The sequence below is a fragment of the Rhodobacteraceae bacterium D3-12 genome (assembly GCA_025916135.1).
Lineage (GTDB): Bacteria > Pseudomonadota > Alphaproteobacteria > Rhodobacterales > Rhodobacteraceae > JAKGBX01.
In genome coordinates, this window is record CP104793.1 from 3,459,907 (window position 1) to 3,475,482 (window position 15,576).

Consider the following 15,576-nt stretch of genomic DNA (forward strand, 5'->3'; position numbering starts at 1 on the left):
CGTTGATTTGGCGGCTCGGGTTCTCTACCCCTCCAGAACGCTCTGAGGGGCTTGAACGATCTGAGGGGGAACGACCGTGTCAATGAGCCAGCCACCGAACGATGCCGACCACCTACAAACGCTCGATCGTGACCTCGACCGCTTCTCACATCTTGAGACCGCTGGCCAATATGTCGCCCGGCCGATGGTTGCCTCGGGGATCGCACTGGCCTTCATCGTTGTGGCCGGCCTGATCGCAGGGGTGCTCTTCGGGCAAAGCCAGTCCAACCTAATCGTGGTCGCGGCGGCGGTGTTCGGCGCTTACATGGCGCTCAATATCGGGGCCAATGACGTGGCCAACAATATGGGCCCGGCGGTCGGGGCGAATGCGCTCACCATGGGCGGGGCCATCGCCATTGCTGCGATCTTCGAAAGCGCGGGCGCGCTGCTGGCCGGGGGCGATGTGGTCTCGACCATTTCCAAGGGGATCATCGCGCCTGAATCCGTGGCCACTTCGGGGGTCTTCATCTGGGCAATGATGGCCGCGCTGATATCTGCGGCGCTTTGGGTTAACCTTGCCACATGGGTCGGCGCGCCGGTCTCAACCACCCATTCCGTGGTTGGCGGGGTCATGGGCGCGGGCATCGCCGCCGCCGGATTTTCCGCCGTAAACTGGCCCACGATGAGCACGATTGCCGCCTCTTGGGTGATTTCCCCGGTGCTCGGCGGGGTCATCGCCGCTGGCTTCCTTGCCCTGATCAAATGGCGCGTCATCTACCGCGACGATAAAATCGCCGCCGCCCGCCGCTGGGTGCCGATCCTTGTCGGCATCATGGCCGGAGCCTTCGCCGCCTATCTCGCCCTCAAGGGGCTGAAACGCATCGTCAAAATCGACATGACGACCGCCCTGCTCATCGGGCTCGCCCTTGGCGTCGCCGCGTGGCTGGTCACGATCCCGCTCATCGCGCGCCAATCCCAAGGGCTCGAAAACCGCAACAAATCCCTCAAGGTGCTGTTCGGCATTCCGCTCGTGATCTCCGCTGCCCTGCTCAGCTTTGCCCATGGCGCCAATGATGTGGCCAATGCGGTCGGCCCTCTGGCGGCCATCGTGCATGCGTCCGAATTCGGCGATTTCGCCTCCAAGGTCGCGATCCCGATGTGGGTCATGGTGATCGGCGCGTTCGGCATCTCCTTCGGGCTGTTCCTCTTTGGCCCCAAATTGATCCGCATGGTCGGCAGCCAGATTACCAAGCTCAACCCGATGCGCGCCTATTGCGTTGCACTCTCGGCGGCCTTCACGGTGATCGTGGCGTCATGGCTCGGCCTCCCGGTCAGCTCGACCCATATCGCGGTCGGCGGCGTTTTCGGCGTCGGCTTCTTTCGCGAATGGGACACCTCGCGCCGGATGCGCAAGAACGCCCAAACCATCCCCCCAGAACTGCGCATCGCCCCCGAAGAACGCCGCCGCCGCAAATTGGTGCGCCGCTCGCATTTCATGACGATCATCGCCGCTTGGGTCATCACCGTCCCGGCCGCGGCCCTCATGTCGGGGCTGATCTACTATCTGCTGCACAGTATGTTCGTCTAAGTAAGGACGGGCGGGCAAAATCCCCAGCCGCTCGCCCTTCTTCCGCTCCACACCCCAGCCGGTGACGCTGCGATCCTGTCGCCCCTACACCACCGCCAGAATGTCCGCAGAACGCACCTGCCGGATGCCCCCCACCTCGGCTTCCGCGACCAAATCGGCCACCCGTGCATTCACCGGCGTCGCAACCCCATGCATCTGCCCTAGGCGCACGATCTCACCCTGAAACAAACCGATCTCGGTCTTTTTGCCACTCTCAAGATCCACGACCATCGACGTCCGCGCCGACGCATCCACCGTCAACATCGGCGCCGCCACACGGCGAAACGCCCATGTCGGCAGGCGCAAAATAGTCGGGATCGCCCACGCTGGCGCTGCCGCTGGCACCCGCACCTCCAACCTGGCCGCTTTGAACACCGCCAGCGCCTCGCGCATCTGCGCCGCCATCACCCGCCGCCACCCCCGGTCCAGCAACATATCGCGCAGGCTCTTGCCCGATAGCGCATTGACCGCATTGGTCAGGTTCAGGATCAGCTTGCCACGCTGCACTTCCGCCATATCGGCCCGCTCCTCGACCTCCAGCCCCGGCACGCTCAACAAAGCGCCCAATTCGCCGGGTCCGGCCTCCACCATCATCTCGCCACTGGCCGACCGGTGATACCGCCCCTGCCCCTGCGCCACCACGTTGAAGCCCACCATGCCCGCACGCACATCGCGCCCCGGCAGGGCGCGGCGCAATACCTCGACCGGGGTCAGACCGTTTTGCAAACTTACCACCACGGCCCGCTCCGGCGCATGGCGGGCGACCAACTGGCCCATCTCCGCGCTCGCTCCGCCCTTGACGCAAACCAGCACGATATCGGCCTCTGCCAATACCTCCGGCGCTTGCGTCACCTCGGGCGTGGACCGCGCCTCAAGCCCGTCAAAATCGCTGAGCGTCAACCCATGCGCCTTGATCTCATCGACACCGCGCGCCCGCGCCAAAAGCCGCACATCACGCCCCGCCGCGGCAAGCAATCCGCCAACGAAACAGCCAATTGCACCCGCGCCCGCCACCACAATCACCGGTTCCGCCATCCTGCCCCGCCTTTCATCTTTCCTAAAACACACCCGCGCCGAAGGCAGCCGCCCGCGCTATCCAGTCAACGGACAGCGATAGGTCACCCCCTGCCACCACCCAACCGGATGGTCTTCCCGCAACCAGACATAGCGATCCGCGCCGTCAAAAATCAAATACCAGCGCACCAGGGCACCGCCATCCGTGCGCAAGGTCTCGTGATGCATGAACATGAACAACCGCCCCGCCTCGCGGTTCAGTATGTCATAGTAGAACGTATCGCCAAAACTGTCGCGACTCTGGATCGGCTCTGAAAGATGCACGGTCAGGCGCTTGCCACCCGCGTCCAGCTCCCACCAGAACGGCGATTTGCACAGACCGCCCACAGGCGGCTCATGGCTCCACTTGCCTCCCAGCAGCAACGCCAAGGCATCTTGTTCGCGCGCCTCTGCGTGCAACGCACCACCGCCCGCAACGCTCCCGACACAGATCAGCAGCGCCAAAACCAAATTGGCAATCGGGCGAGGCTTACACGCCAAGGCACCAGCGCATAACAGCCTTTTGCGCATGAAGCCGGTTTTCCGCCTCGTCGAAAATCACCGATTGCGGCCCGTCCATGACCTCGCTGGTCACTTCCTCACCGCGATGCGCGGGAAGGCAATGCATGAACAGCGCGTCATCCTTGGCATGGCTCAGCAACTCGGCGTTCACCTGATAGGGGCGCAACATGTTGTGGCGGCGCTCTTTGTTGGATTGGCTGTCGTGCATGCTGACCCATGTGTCGGCAACGACAAGGTCCGCGCCCTCAACCGCTTTGGCCGCGTCACGCTCGATCACCACCTTCGCGCCCTGCTCGCGGGCCAGCCCGATGAATTCCGGCTCCGGGTCCAATTGCATCGGGCCGGTGAAGGTCAGGTCAAAACCGAACTGCCCGGCTGCATGAAGAAAGGACGAACAGACGTTGTTGCCATCCCCGCACCACACCACTTTCTTGCCCTTGATCGAGCCGCGATGCTCCTCATAGGTCATGACATCGGCCATGATCTGACAGGGGTGGGTGCGGTCGGTCAACCCGTTGATCACCGGCACATCGGCATATTCCGCCAGTTCGAGCAGCACTGTTTCGTCAAAGGTGCGGATCATGATCATATCAACATAGCGGCTCAGAACGCGCGCGGTGTCGGCGATGGTTTCGCCATGGCCAAGCTGCATGTCGTTGCCAGAGAGCACCATCGTCTCGCCCCCCATCTGGCGCACACCCACGTCAAAGCTGACGCGTGTGCGGGTTGAGGGTTTCTCAAAGATCAGCGCAACCATATGCCCGGCGAGCGGCTGTTCGTCATCGGGGCTGCCCTTGGGGCGGCCTGCGCGCGCGTCTTTCATTGCGCGGGCGTTGGCGATCATGCCGGTAAGCTCGTTGGTGTCGGTTTTATGCAGGTCGAGAAAATGGTTCATAATATTTGGTCCGTTTTTCGGCGGCAGAGCCGGGGGCCAGCCCCCCGGACCCCCCGGGATATTTTCAGTCAGATGAAGCAGCAGAGACAGCGCTTGCCGCGGCGTCGAGGCGGGTTACGGCTTCGGCGATCTCGTCTTCGCTCATGTTGAGCGGGGGCAGCAGGCGGATCACATTGTCGGCGGCGGGCACGGTGATGACCTGATTTTCATAGCCTGCGTTCACCACGTCCATGTTGGCAGCGCGGCATTTGATGCCGAGCATCAGGCCCGCGCCGCGCACCTCTTCGAAGACCTCGGGGTGGGCGGCGATCAGGCCTTCGAGTTTCTGACGCAACAGGCCGGCGCGGGCGTTGACCGTGGCGAGGAAATCGGGCTCGGAGATGATTTCGAGCACTTTGGCGCCCACGGCGCAGCCGAGCGGGTTGCCGCCATAGGTGGAGCCATGGGTGCCGACCGTCATGCCGGAGGCGGCGCGTTCGCTGGCGAGCACAGCGCCCAAGGGGAAGCCGCCGCCGATGCCTTTGGCGACCATCATGATGTCGGGGGTGATGCCGGCCCATTCATGGGCGAACAGGCGACCGGTGCGGCCCATGCCGCATTGCACCTCGTCGAGGATCAGCAGCGTTCCGGTTTCGTCGCATATCGCGCGCAGGTCTTTCAGATCGGCATCGGCGAGCGGGCGGATGCCGCCTTCGCCCTGGATCGGTTCGACGATGATCGCGGCTGTGGTCTCGCTCACGGCGTCGCGGAGCGCGTCGAGATCGCCCCAGGGCAGGTGAATGAAGCCGGGGAGAATGGGCCCGAAGCCCTTGGTCATCTTCTCCGACCCTGCGGCAGCGATTCCGGCGGAAGACCGACCATGGAAGGCGCCCTCGAAACCGATGATCTCGACCCGTTCGGGCGCGCCCTGCTCGTACCAGTATTTACGCGCCATTTTGACCGCCAGTTCGCACGCCTCGGTGCCCGAATTGGTAAAGAACACCGTGTCGGCAAAGGTCTTGTCAACCAATGCATCGGCCAACGCCTGTTGCTGCGGGATATGGTAGAGGTTCGAGACATGCCAAAGCTGTTCCGCCTGATCGCTCAGCACTTTGGTCAGCGCCGGATGGGCATGCCCCAACGCGTTCACCGCAATCCCTGAGCCAAGGTCGAGAAAACGTCGCCCGTCACGCTCGATCAACCAGCAGCCCTCGCCCTTCACGAATTCTAGCGCAGCGCGATTGTAGGTCGGCAAAACAGACGGGATCATCAGCTTATCCTCTTTGGATCAGAGCCCCCTTGAGTGCATCAGGCGGGGCGTTTCGTCAATAATTTTTGGGGGTTGGCACCGCATCAAGACGCGGCAAATGAACAAGAACGGGCATCCCACGGGCCAAATGGCCCGCCGGGTCAGGCGCTGCGACGTCGGCGTCGGGTGGCGGTGATATGCTGTTGCTTGCTCATGGCACCCCGTCTAGCGGCCATTCTCGCCGCTGTAAAGAGGGGGCCGCGCGCGCCCTGATCCTGCCCGCTCCTAGCCGCACGCATGCGGCGCCCCCTGCCACCAACATTCCCAAACCTTGCCGCTGGTCCGCCCGCAGCCCGCCGCTTTTGCGCCCAAATCTCGGAACAGTTTGTTGCCAATCGAGAAACAAAGACCAAGCCTGAAAGGCGCCACCCCATGACCGCACAAATCCATATCCTTGATGCCGTGCGCGGCACGCCCGCAAAAATCAACGCCGCCCATAACGTGCTGGAAGCGCGCGACAATTGGGGGCGCACTCCGCTGCTGGCCGCGATCCTTGATGGCACGGTTACCGAAGTCCGCGCCCTGTTGCGTGCCGGGGCGAACCCCAATGAAGTGCTCAGCGGCGAAACCGCCAATTGTTTTGCGAGTGGCGAAACCGCCCTGATGCTGGCCGCGCCAGAACCGCAAAAGCTGAAACTTCTGCTGCAATACGGCGCTGACCCGATGGCCGGACCACAGGGCGGGCTGGCCGCATGGCTTTCGCAGGAACTGGCCGAAGACAACGGCGATGTGCCTGAGTATTTCGAAGGGCTCGAAGTGAGCGCCGCGATGCTGAAACGGAGCGCGGTTTAAACCAACGGCCCCGCGATCACCGCTTATGCAACGAACAATTGCGCGTCACCCGATGATCGCGACCCCAAACCTCATGGTCGCAAAACCTGCGGCCATGCCCATGCTTTGCCGCGCGGTCTCGCCCCTCAGCTTCGCAATGAACACGCGCGCGCCGGGCATCAGCAGACGCATCGGGCGCCCCAGATCTAGGCAAAATCTTATCTGCCTGTGCTGACACCTCCGCTCGCGCGGCAAAGGAAAACAGGCATCGCGACCATGCGCCCACATCACGCGCGTTAAAACACCGTTGCGACTGCGCCCGCCCCCACTTTCCCCCTTGCTCCGCCGCGCCAAACCGCTACCCACTCGGCCCATGTCGGAACCACTCGCCCCAAACCACGGCCTCGCCGTGACATTCATGCTCGCGGCCTCGGTGTTCATCGCGGCGGCCACCTTGATGGCGAAACTGTCCTCGGACCCGCAATTGGGCGAACCGCTGCATCCGCTACAGATCAGCCACGGCAGGTTCCTCTTTGCCTGGATCGTGGTGGCCAGCACCGCCGCGATCCTGCGCCTGAAAATCACCGCGCCCAACCTGCGGGTTCATGCCGCGCGCACCCTTGCGGGCTGGAGCGGGGTCAGCTTGATGTTTGCCGCCGTCGCTTTCATCCCCTTGGCCGATGCCACGGCAATCAGCTTTCTCAGCCCGGTCTTTGCGATGATGCTCGCCATTCCGCTCTTGGGGGAAAAGGTCGGGCGCATCCGCTGGATCGCCGCCGGGGTGGCGCTGTTTGGGGCGCTGGTGCTGTTGCGCCCAACCCCGACAAGCTTTCAGCCCGCGGCACTTCTCGCTCTGGCGGCGGCGGTGGTGATGGGCTTGGAAATCGTGCTGATCAAACGACTGTCCGGGCGCGAGAGCGCATTGCAAATCTTGTTTATTAACAACAGCTTCGGGCTGATCATCGCCACGATCGCAGCCGCCTTCTTCTGGGCACCACCCAGCCCAGCACAATGGGGGGCGCTGGCTGGAACCGGCGTGTTCATGGCCATCGCTCAGACCTGCTATGTCAACGCCATGCGCCGGGCCGAAGCTAGCTTCGTGGTGCCATTCGCCTATGCAACGCTGGTGTTCGCCGCTTTGTTCGATGCCGCCTTGTTCGGGCACCGGCCCGATGCGGCCTCGCTCCTCGGCGCGGCGATCATCATCTTGGGCGCCGCGCTCCTTGCTTGGCGCGAGGCCCGCGCGGCGCGGCTGGCGCGGGCGCGAACAAACCCTTGAATAAAAGGCCAGATGCGCCTTGCGCTGACCGTCGCTATGTTTAGAATAGGACGCTGACCGAATTACCAGGCGGCCCCGCAAGTGATGGCCGCCTTTTCCAAATGGGAATATGTCATGTCGTGGACCGACGAACGCGTTGAAGTGCTGAAAAAGATGTGGGGCGAAGGCCAGTCGGCCAGCCAGATCGCCAAAGAACTGGGCGGGGTGACCCGCAACGCGGTGATCGGCAAGGTGCACCGGCTGGGCCTGTCCAACCGCTCCGCCGGGAGCAAGACGGAAGCCAAACCCAAACCCGCCGCCAAGCCCGAGGCAAAGCCACGCGTCGCCGCCAAACCCAAGGCGAAACCCGCGGCCAAGGAACCGGCCAAAGAGCCCGCGACCAGCGCCGCACCCTCTGCCCTGGCCAAACCCGCCATGTCCCCGGCGCGCAAAGCGATTATTCCAGCAGGCCAACCCCTGCCGCCGCAACCCTCGGCAAACGAGATCAGCCCCGAAGCGCTCGCCAAGGTGAGCGAAATCGAGAAGAAGGCCAAACGCCTTGGCCTGATGGAGCTGACCGAGCGGACCTGCAAATGGCCCGTGGGCGACCCGGCGACCGATGACTTCTGGTTCTGCGGTCTGCCTGTGCAAGCTGGCAAACCCTATTGCGAGGCCCATGTCGGCGTCGCGTTCCAGCCCATGTCGAGCCGCCGCGACCGCAAACGCTAAGGCGTTGAACAGGCTTTGCGCCGCCTACGGCGTCGCGGGGGGCGCCTCGCTTCGCTCGGCGCCACCTGCACGCGGCGTTGCTCTTTTCTCAGCATGTAATGAAGCGGGCTGTAGAACGGCGGAATTGAGGATTTAGAGAAAGCTCAAAGGCGCTGAGATGTTTCAGCGCCTGCGTTTCTTTCATGGTCCAAATACTCAATTTGCCGGCTCGTGTTCGGCCCTTCCGCTGGCTCTCTGGCGCTTGCCGTTTCGCAAACCTCCGCTGCGATTCCGGATTGATGCTTCCCCAAGGCGCGTCGCTGCTCTATATCCGCGCCATGCAAAACCCGCCCAGCCTCCGCCCCGACCTTGCCCGTGCCTCGCTTAGCGAAGCGCGCCGCGCCGATCAGCCGACCATTGGTATGGTCTCCCTTGGCTGCCCCAAGGCTCTTGTCGACAGCGAGCGCATCCTCACCCGCCTTAGGGCCGAAGGCTATGGCATTTCGCCTGACTACTCCGGCGCGAACGCGGTGATCGTCAACACCTGTGGGTTTCTCGACAGCGCCAAAGCCGAGTCGCTTGAAGCGATTGGCGAGGCGCTGAGCGAAAACGGCAAGGTGATCGTGACCGGCTGTCTTGGCGCCGAGCCGGACTATATTCGCGAGCATCACCCCAATATTCTCGCCGTGACCGGGCCGCACCAATACGAGCAAGTGCTCGACGCGGTGCATGCCGCCGTGCCGCCCGACCCGGACCCGTTTGTCGACCTGTTGCCTGCCTCCGGCGTCAAGCTTACCCCGCGCCACTATAGCTATCTCAAGATTTCCGAGGGCTGTAACCACCATTGCAAGTTCTGCATCATCCCGTCGATGCGTGGCCGCCTGCAATCGCGCCCGCACAAGGCGGTTCTGCGCGAGGCCGAAAAGCTGGTTGAAAACGGTGTGCGCGAACTGCTGGTGATCTCTCAGGACACCTCGGCCTATGGCGTCGACTGGCCGCGCGACGCGCGCCCCACGGGCGAACAGCCCATCACCGCGCTAGCCCGTGATCTAGGCGCGTTGGGGGCATGGACCCGCTTGCATTACGTCTACCCCTATCCGCATGTGCGCGAAGTGATCCCGCTGATGGCCGAGGGGCTCATCCTGCCTTACCTCGACATCCCGTTCCAACATGCCCACCCCGAAACGCTCAAGCGTATGGCCCGCCCGGCCCACGCCGAACGCACGCTCGACCGCATCGCTGAATGGCGCGGGCTGTGCCCGGACATCACCCTGCGCTCAACCTTCATCGTCGGCTACCCCGGCGAGACCGAGGCCGAATTCCAGACCCTTCTCGATTGGATGGACGAAGCCCAGCTCGACCGCGTCGGCTGTTTTCAATATGAAAACGTCGATGGCGCCCGCTCCAACGCCCTGCCCGATCATGTCCCGGACGAGATCAAGCAAGACCGCTGGGACCGCTTCATGGAAAAGGCCCAAGCCATCTCTGAAGCCAAACTCGCCGCCAAGGTGGGTCAGACGATGGACGTTATCATCGACGACATCGACGACGACGGCATCGCCACTTGCCGCACCAAATCCGACGCGCCCGAGATTGACGGCAACCTGTTTATTGACGAAGGCACCGAAGGCCTGACCGTGGGCGAGATCGTCTCGGTCGAGGTGGATGAGGCGGGGGAATACGACCTCTGGGGCCGGCTCAACGGCTAAGCGGGCGGTTACTTCACCAACCGCTCCAACGCCCGACCATTGCTCCACGTTCCGTGCAACGAGCCATCCGGCATGACCACGTAAACCACCGGCGCATCCGAGCCCCAGTTCACCGTCACCACCCGCCCCTCGCGGCGGCCAATGCCGGTGTAGCTCTGGTTGCCAACGGTCCAGGCAAAGCCGACACCCCCGCCCGGTTGCTCCTGAACCGAGACTTGCCCGCTATAGCGCGAGCCATCGGGGTTTCGCCCCTCGGCTTTGTAAAATCCGGTGATGTTGCCTGCGGCCAGGCCGCTCTCGGATTGCGCGCTTACTCCCTGCGGCAACAGCATCGCGGCCGACACCGCGCTCATGAAAAATCGACGTCTGCGCATTGGAAAATCCCTTTCACTTCAAAATCAATGCCCCAAGCCTAGTGCATTTTTGATCCCGAACAAAAGCCTTCGCCGTTGACACCCGCCGCAAAACAAAACCCCCGCAGGCCAAACCTGCGGGGGCTTATCTCACTCAATGGTGCGAAGGATCAGAACCGCATCGCGCCCATGAACGCAAACATCGGCATGTATTGCGCAAAGTCGGGATAGCGCAGCGTCACATCGTTCAACGTGAGTTCGCGCTTGCTGATGTCAGAGCGCGCGACCGCCCATTCCAACGCGCCGCCGTCGCCCTCTTTGGCAAGGTTGCGAAGCACAATCAGGCCGGACTTCACAGCGCTCAGCCCCGATACCTCATACGATCCGGGGCGCACCTTTGCCATCGTGTCATCGAAATAGGCCAGCAGCTCGGGAAGACCCGTCATCCGCATCGTCGCCTCGCCCTCATAGGGGAACAAGCTCAGAACCTCGGACGGGTAAAAGCGATAGCTACCCTCTTGCTCCAGCCGGAACAGCCCTGTTTCATACACATTCATGCCCGACGTCATCTCCATCACGGTCGACGCCGCATAGATCACCAAAGGCGTGATGATCTCGACCGGCTCTTGCAGGTTGTGAATCGTCACATCCTTGAACATCTGCTTGAGCAGACCTTCGTTCAGCTTCGTCACGCTCGACGTGATCGCAAGCTCCTTGGGGAACCACGCGTTGAGATGCGGCAGAACATCTGCCGGTGCGCTTTCGCCGGGGATCATCTTGCCGCCGGAAAACACCGTGCCCACGCTCAGCGTGCCTTCGTTCCGGTTCAGCCCCGCCAACCCGAAGTTCACACCCCAGCTGTCAAAAGACAGCGCGAATTCCGACTCTGCCTCGGTGGCGCGCTGGCCGTTGCGATAGGGATGGTAAAGCGCATCAAACCAGACGTTCTTGCCCTCGCTCGCGATCTCCAGCTTGCCGAACTCCATGAGCCCATTGAGCAGCGCCGTCGCATCCACCGGACGGCGGCGTGGCGGGTTGCCCAGCGTCATGAAGGTGGCCATCATATCCGCCACCGGCAGCTCTTCGGTGGTGAAGCGCACCACCGCCTCGCCCACCCGCAGCGCCGAATCCGGCAGGGCCTCGCGCTGGTCGACATTGCCAAACCGCAAAACGATCTCGGCCCCGCCCCATGTGCGCGGCTGCACGTCCTTCAACGCCGCCGTCGCATGCAACGTCCCGGCCTGAAAATATTCGTTCTGCCGGCGAACGCTCGCCATGTTCAGATTGGTTGCGCTCAGATCCAGCGTCACGGTGTCATAGGTGTTGCCCAACAGGCTCTGACCCAGCGTCTGCAAATGCGCGCCGCCATTGCGCACGGTCCCAAGCATCAGAACCTCGCGCAGCACCGAATAAAGATCGACCGGCTTGTCGCCATTCGCCGCCAACAGCGCTCTAACCTCGCCCAGCGTTACATTCTGCGGCCCCATGCCGATCATCGCCACATTGCCTGCGGTGATCTCGAACTTGCTTTCGGTATTGGTGCTGTCGGGCTCCTTGAGCACATCAAACATCAAACTGCCCAGCGAGATGCTCGCCTGTGGCTCCGGCGTATTGGCCGGCGCCGCGCCCATGTCCGGCGTGAACTTCACATCATTGGTCAGCCACTTCAGCGCCGAATAGGACCGCGACTTGGTCGACCACGTCCCGTCAAATTCCATCCCCGAGAAGCTGAGCGTGCCGATCCCCGGAAACTCCAGCGTGCTGGAAAACGTCAGGTCGGTGATGCGATAGCTGTCATCGTCCAGCGGGTCCATGCGGAACGACACATCGCCGAACGGGAACAAGCCCATCAAGGTGGTGTCCTGCAACGTGGCGCGGAATCCGCCGCCCTCTTCGCTGACCGCCACGTCGCGGGTCAACAGCGGCCCGATGATGGTGATGGGCAACGGCGTCGACAGCGCTGAAAGAACATCGGTCTTGGCCTCCTCCACCGATTGCGCAGCAAGCGGCGCCGCGAGACTGAAGCTGACAGCAAGGGAACAAAGCGGGAGGGCATAGGATCTTATGGCCACGGATAATTCTCCTCAGGGAACCAACAAAGTTAACGAAATATCGTTGGCCACAGTCTGAGGGTTTCAGAGCCAAGGTTCAAGCGATCATCGTTGCGCAAACCCCGCCCTCTGCGCACGCTGCGTTCATAAATGCGCGTCGTCGAGAATCAGACACCGGCGGCAGCCGGGAGTCAGCCCGATGTCACCCCCCCCTATTTCCGCTTTCTGCCAAAGGTTAACAGCAGCGGAATTACTTTGAGTCTTTCGCTTCCAGCGCGTCGAGCCGGGCCTTCAACGCCGCGTTTTCTTCGCGGGCTTTCTGGGCCATGGTGCGCACCGCATCGAACTCTTCCCGGGTCACGAAATCACGGTCCGCCAGCCAGCGATCCACCAGCGATTTCATCGCCGTCTCGGCCTCGTCCTTGGCCCCCTGTGCCACGCCCATCGCGTTGGTCATCAGATGAGAAATATCGTCTAGAATCTTGTTACGCGTCTGCATCGGACTCTCCCGCTTTACCTTGTCCCTATATGGGCATGGATCGCTGTAATCGCAAGCTTGACTTCCCCCATGAAACGTCGTCACAACTCGCTTCATGAGCGCGCTAATCCCCTTTCCAAACATCTCGCCGGACCTCTTCTCGTTCGAGCATTTCGGCATCACCATCGCCCTGCGCTGGTATGCCTTGGCCTATATCGCAGGCATCCTGATCGCATGGCGGTTAAGCATCGCGGCGCTCAAACGACAGGCGCTCTGGCGTGGCGAGCCACCCATGACCCCGGCCCATGTCGAAGACCTGCTAACATGGATCATTCTCGGCGTGATCTTCGGTGGGCGGCTGGGCTATGTGCTCTTCTACCGGCCGGGCTATTACATTGAAAACCCATCGGAAATCCTGATGGTCTGGCAGGGCGGCATGTCCTTTCACGGCGGCTTCCTCGGGGTGGTCGTGGCGGCGTGGCTGTTTACGCTGCGCCATAAGATTCCCCGTCTTCCTGCGGCCGATACCATCGCCCTCGGCGTGCCTTGGGGGCTGTTTTTGGGTCGCATCGCGAACTTCATAAACGCCGAACTCTGGGGCCGTCCCACCGACCTGCCTTGGGGTGTCGCCTTCCCCGGCCAAGCCGCGCAAGACTGCCCCGGCGTGATTGGCCTCTGCGCCCGCCACCCCTCGCAACTTTACGAGGCCGCCCTCGAAGGGTTGATCCTCGGTCTTATCATCCTCTGGCTGGTCTGGCGGCGTGGCGGTCTCAAGCGTCCCGGCCTGATCTCCGGCACCTTCTTTGCAGGCTACGGCTTGGCGCGTTTCATCGTTGAATTCGCCCGCCAGCCCGATGCCCAATTCGTCACCCAAGGCAACCCGCTTGGCCTCGCCTTCCATTTTGGCGGATACGGTCTCACCATGGGGCAAATCCTGTCGCTGCCGATGCTGGCGTTCGGCCTGTTCCTGATCCTGCGCGCGCGCCGTAGCCCTCTGGCATGACACCACTTACCGACATCCTGAAGTCTCTGATCGCCACCCGCGGCCCGCTGCCCCTCTCGGACTATATGGCCGAGTGCCTGTTCCATCCGGAGCACGGATATTACGCCACCCGCGACCCCCTCGGCGCTGCCGGTGATTTTATCACTGCACCGGAAATTTCCCAAATGTTTGGGGAGCTTATCGGGTTGTCTCTGGCCCAGTCATGGATCGACCAAGGGGCGCCAAAGCCCTTCACACTGGCCGAGCTCGGCCCCGGTCGCGGCACCCTCATGGCCGACATCCTGCGCGCTACGCGCGGGGTTCCGGGCTTCCATGACGCCGCTCAAATCTGGCTGGTCGAAGCCTCGCCCACCCTGACCGAGATCCAGCGCGACACCCTAAAACCTCATGTCGTCAACTGGACCACCCAAACCGCCGACCTGCCCAACGCCCCGCTGTTTCTTGTCGCGAATGAGTTCTTTGACGCCCTTCCCATCCGTCAATTCCAACGCGCCGGCGCAGGCTGGAGCGAACGTGTCATCGGGCTGGAAAATGACGCCCTCACCTTCGGCCTGACAGGCGCCGAACCCCTTTCCGCGCTCGCTCATCGGCTCGCCGACACGCGCGACGGTGACGTGGTCGAACTCTGCCCCCAAGCCGCCCCCATCATCGCCCAGATCGGCGCAAGGATCGAAGCAAACGGCGGCGCAGCGCTCTTGATCGACTATGGCGACTGGCGCTCTCTTGGTGATACCTTCCAAGCCCTGCACGATCACGCAGCAACCGCCCCCCTTGCCGCCCCCGGCACCGCCGACCTGACCGCGCATGTCGACTTCGAAGCCCTCGCCACTGCCGCGCCCTGCGCGCATACCCGTCTCACCGGACAGGGGGTGTTTCTGGAACGGCTTGGCATCACTGCACGCGCGCAAGCCCTCGCAACCAAGCTCAGCAATGATGCGCTCGACGCTCATATCGCCGCACATCGCCGCTTGACCCACCCCGAAGAAATGGGGACCTTGTTCAAGGTGCTGGGACTGTTCCCGCGCAAATCTGCCCCGCCACCGGGATTGGAAACATGACACTCCAACTGCTCACATCCAACCTTCTATCCCCTGTTAAACACGGGTTTTTTACCCGCAAGGGCGGCTCGTCCTCGGGGATATTCCAAGGTCTCAACTGTGGCCCCGGCTCTTCCGACCAAACCCAGGCCGTCGCGATGAACCGCGCCCGCGTGGCCGATGAAATGGGCGTCGCGCACGACCACCTCGTCTCGATTCATCAGGTGCATTCGCCCGATGTCGTCACGATCACCACGCCGCAAGATGCACAAACCCGCGCCGACGCAATGGTTACCGCGACCCCCGGCATCGCCCTCGGCATCCTGACCGCCGATTGTCAGCCGGTGCTCTTTGCCGATGCCAAGGCCGGCGTTGTCGGCGCGGCCCATGCCGGCTGGAAAGGCGCTCTCAACGGCGTTCTCGAAGCCACGCTCGACGCGATGGAGAAGCTCGGCGCCGATCGCGCCAACACCGCCGCCGTCATTGGCCCCTGCATCAGTCAGGCCGCCTATGAAGTCGGGCCCGAGTTCCTTGACAGCTTCATGGCTGAAGACGCCGACAACAGCCGCTTCTTCGCCGGTGGCCAAGGCGACCGCGTGCAATTCGATCTTCCCGGTTTCGGCCTGCACCTTCTGCGCCAAGCCGGTGTCGGAAGCGCCGAATGGACCCGCCATTGCACCTATGGCGATCCCGACAAGTTTTTCAGCTACCGCCGCACCACCCACAAAGGCGAAGCTGATTACGGTCGCCTGATCTCGGTCATCCGTCTGTGATTCTGGCCGAATTGCGGCCCAACCTCGCCCACGGATCGCCTTAATCTGGCGGAAACAATCGTCCTATTCTG

At 62.7% G+C, this 15,576-nt stretch carries 15 protein-coding genes; 8 read left to right on the forward strand and 7 right to left on the reverse strand.

What is annotated here, in order from left to right:
- Positions 1–82: 82 nt before the first annotated feature.
- Entirely contained in the window at positions 83–1,567 is a 1,485-nt protein-coding gene (locus N4R57_17130) for an inorganic phosphate transporter (protein ID UYV36699.1), read from the forward strand.
- 84 nt (positions 1,568–1,651) lie between these two features.
- Here the strand turns inward: N4R57_17130 and N4R57_17135 are convergent, their stop codons facing one another.
- The 4 genes from N4R57_17135 to N4R57_17150 all read right to left on the reverse strand — a co-directional run bounded on the left by N4R57_17135 (position 1,652) and on the right by N4R57_17150 (position 5,325).
- Positions 1,652–2,641 (reverse strand): 2-dehydropantoate 2-reductase, encoded by a 990-nt coding sequence (locus N4R57_17135; protein UYV36700.1) that lies wholly within the window; start codon positions 2,639–2,641, stop codon positions 1,652–1,654.
- Positions 2,642–2,698: 57 nt separating this feature from the next.
- A complete protein-coding gene (locus N4R57_17140; protein ID UYV36701.1) occupies positions 2,699–3,160 on the reverse strand; it encodes a hypothetical protein in 462 nt (153 codons plus the stop codon).
- Positions 3,150–4,076 (reverse strand): ornithine carbamoyltransferase, encoded by a 927-nt coding sequence (argF, locus tag N4R57_17145; protein UYV36702.1) that lies wholly within the window; start codon positions 4,074–4,076, stop codon positions 3,150–3,152. Before argF ends, N4R57_17140 begins: the two co-directional genes overlap by 11 nt.
- A 64-nt stretch (positions 4,077–4,140) precedes the next feature.
- Positions 4,141–5,325: an aspartate aminotransferase family protein gene (locus N4R57_17150; protein ID UYV36703.1), complete on the reverse strand. Its 1,185-nt coding sequence runs from the start codon at positions 5,323–5,325 to the stop codon at positions 4,141–4,143.
- A 411-nt stretch (positions 5,326–5,736) separates the two neighbouring features.
- Here N4R57_17150 and N4R57_17155 point away from each other — a divergent pair, with 411 nt between their 5' ends.
- The 4 genes from N4R57_17155 to rimO all read left to right on the forward strand — a co-directional run bounded on the left by N4R57_17155 (position 5,737) and on the right by rimO (position 9,810).
- Positions 5,737–6,156: an ankyrin repeat domain-containing protein gene (locus N4R57_17155; protein ID UYV36704.1), complete on the forward strand. Its 420-nt coding sequence runs from the start codon at positions 5,737–5,739 to the stop codon at positions 6,154–6,156.
- 397 nt (positions 6,157–6,553) lie between these two features.
- Positions 6,554–7,414 (forward strand): DMT family transporter, encoded by an 861-nt coding sequence (locus tag N4R57_17160; protein UYV39606.1) that lies wholly within the window; start codon positions 6,554–6,556, stop codon positions 7,412–7,414.
- Between the two features lie 114 nt (positions 7,415–7,528).
- Positions 7,529–8,122: a GcrA cell cycle regulator gene (locus tag N4R57_17165; GenBank protein UYV39607.1), complete on the forward strand. Its 594-nt coding sequence runs from the start codon at positions 7,529–7,531 to the stop codon at positions 8,120–8,122.
- Between the two features lie 278 nt (positions 8,123–8,400).
- Positions 8,401–9,810: a 30S ribosomal protein S12 methylthiotransferase RimO gene (gene rimO / locus N4R57_17170; GenBank protein UYV39608.1), complete on the forward strand. Its 1,410-nt coding sequence runs from the start codon at positions 8,401–8,403 to the stop codon at positions 9,808–9,810.
- A gap of 8 nt (positions 9,811–9,818) precedes the next feature.
- Here rimO and N4R57_17175 read toward each other — a convergent pair whose 3' ends face one another.
- The 3 genes from N4R57_17175 to N4R57_17185 all read right to left on the reverse strand — a co-directional run bounded on the left by N4R57_17175 (position 9,819) and on the right by N4R57_17185 (position 12,713).
- Entirely contained in the window at positions 9,819–10,184 is a 366-nt protein-coding gene (locus tag N4R57_17175) for a hypothetical protein (GenBank protein ID UYV36705.1), read from the reverse strand.
- Between the two features lie 149 nt (positions 10,185–10,333).
- Complete coding sequence (locus tag N4R57_17180) at positions 10,334–12,235, reverse strand: hypothetical protein (GenBank protein ID UYV36706.1); 1,902 nt, start codon at positions 12,233–12,235, stop codon at positions 10,334–10,336.
- A 229-nt stretch (positions 12,236–12,464) separates the two neighbouring features.
- A complete protein-coding gene (locus N4R57_17185) occupies positions 12,465–12,713 on the reverse strand; it encodes an accessory factor UbiK family protein (protein ID UYV36707.1) in 249 nt (82 codons plus the stop codon).
- 94 nt (positions 12,714–12,807) lie between these two features.
- Here N4R57_17185 and lgt point away from each other — a divergent pair, with 94 nt between their 5' ends.
- The 3 genes from lgt to pgeF are packed head-to-tail and all read left to right on the forward strand — an operon-like array spanning position 12,808 to position 15,505.
- Positions 12,808–13,695: a prolipoprotein diacylglyceryl transferase gene (gene lgt, locus N4R57_17190; protein UYV36708.1), complete on the forward strand. Its 888-nt coding sequence runs from the start codon at positions 12,808–12,810 to the stop codon at positions 13,693–13,695.
- A complete protein-coding gene (locus N4R57_17195; GenBank protein ID UYV36709.1) occupies positions 13,692–14,753 on the forward strand; it encodes an SAM-dependent methyltransferase in 1,062 nt (353 codons plus the stop codon). Before lgt ends, N4R57_17195 begins: the two co-directional genes overlap by 4 nt.
- On the forward strand, positions 14,750–15,505 hold the full coding sequence (gene pgeF / locus N4R57_17200) for a peptidoglycan editing factor PgeF (GenBank protein UYV36710.1): 756 nt from the start codon (positions 14,750–14,752) through the stop codon (positions 15,503–15,505). The genes N4R57_17195 and pgeF overlap by 4 nt, the downstream gene beginning before the upstream one ends.
- The last annotated feature ends 71 nt before the right edge of the window (positions 15,506–15,576 follow it).

Coding starts and splice junctions, on each gene's coding strand:
- pgeF (UYV36710.1), top strand. CDS start 14,750: ATGACACTCCAACTGCTCACATCCAACCTTCTATCCCCTGTTAAACAC.
- N4R57_17160 (UYV39606.1), top strand. CDS start 6,554: ATGCTCGCGGCCTCGGTGTTCATCGCGGCGGCCACCTTGATGGCGAAA.
- lgt (UYV36708.1), top strand. CDS start 12,808: ATGAGCGCGCTAATCCCCTTTCCAAACATCTCGCCGGACCTCTTCTCG.
- N4R57_17185 (UYV36707.1), bottom strand. CDS start 12,713: ATGCAGACGCGTAACAAGATTCTAGACGATATTTCTCATCTGATGACC.
- N4R57_17130 (UYV36699.1), top strand. CDS start 83: ATGAGCCAGCCACCGAACGATGCCGACCACCTACAAACGCTCGATCGT.
- N4R57_17165 (UYV39607.1), top strand. CDS start 7,529: ATGTCGTGGACCGACGAACGCGTTGAAGTGCTGAAAAAGATGTGGGGC.
- N4R57_17135 (UYV36700.1), bottom strand. CDS start 2,641: ATGGCGGAACCGGTGATTGTGGTGGCGGGCGCGGGTGCAATTGGCTGT.
- argF (UYV36702.1), bottom strand. CDS start 4,076: ATGAACCATTTTCTCGACCTGCATAAAACCGACACCAACGAGCTTACC.
- N4R57_17195 (UYV36709.1), top strand. CDS start 13,692: ATGACACCACTTACCGACATCCTGAAGTCTCTGATCGCCACCCGCGGC.
- rimO (UYV39608.1), top strand. CDS start 8,401: ATGCTTCCCCAAGGCGCGTCGCTGCTCTATATCCGCGCCATGCAAAAC.
- N4R57_17175 (UYV36705.1), bottom strand. CDS start 10,184: ATGCGCAGACGTCGATTTTTCATGAGCGCGGTGTCGGCCGCGATGCTG.
- N4R57_17155 (UYV36704.1), top strand. CDS start 5,737: ATGACCGCACAAATCCATATCCTTGATGCCGTGCGCGGCACGCCCGCA.
- N4R57_17150 (UYV36703.1), bottom strand. CDS start 5,325: ATGATCCCGTCTGTTTTGCCGACCTACAATCGCGCTGCGCTAGAATTC.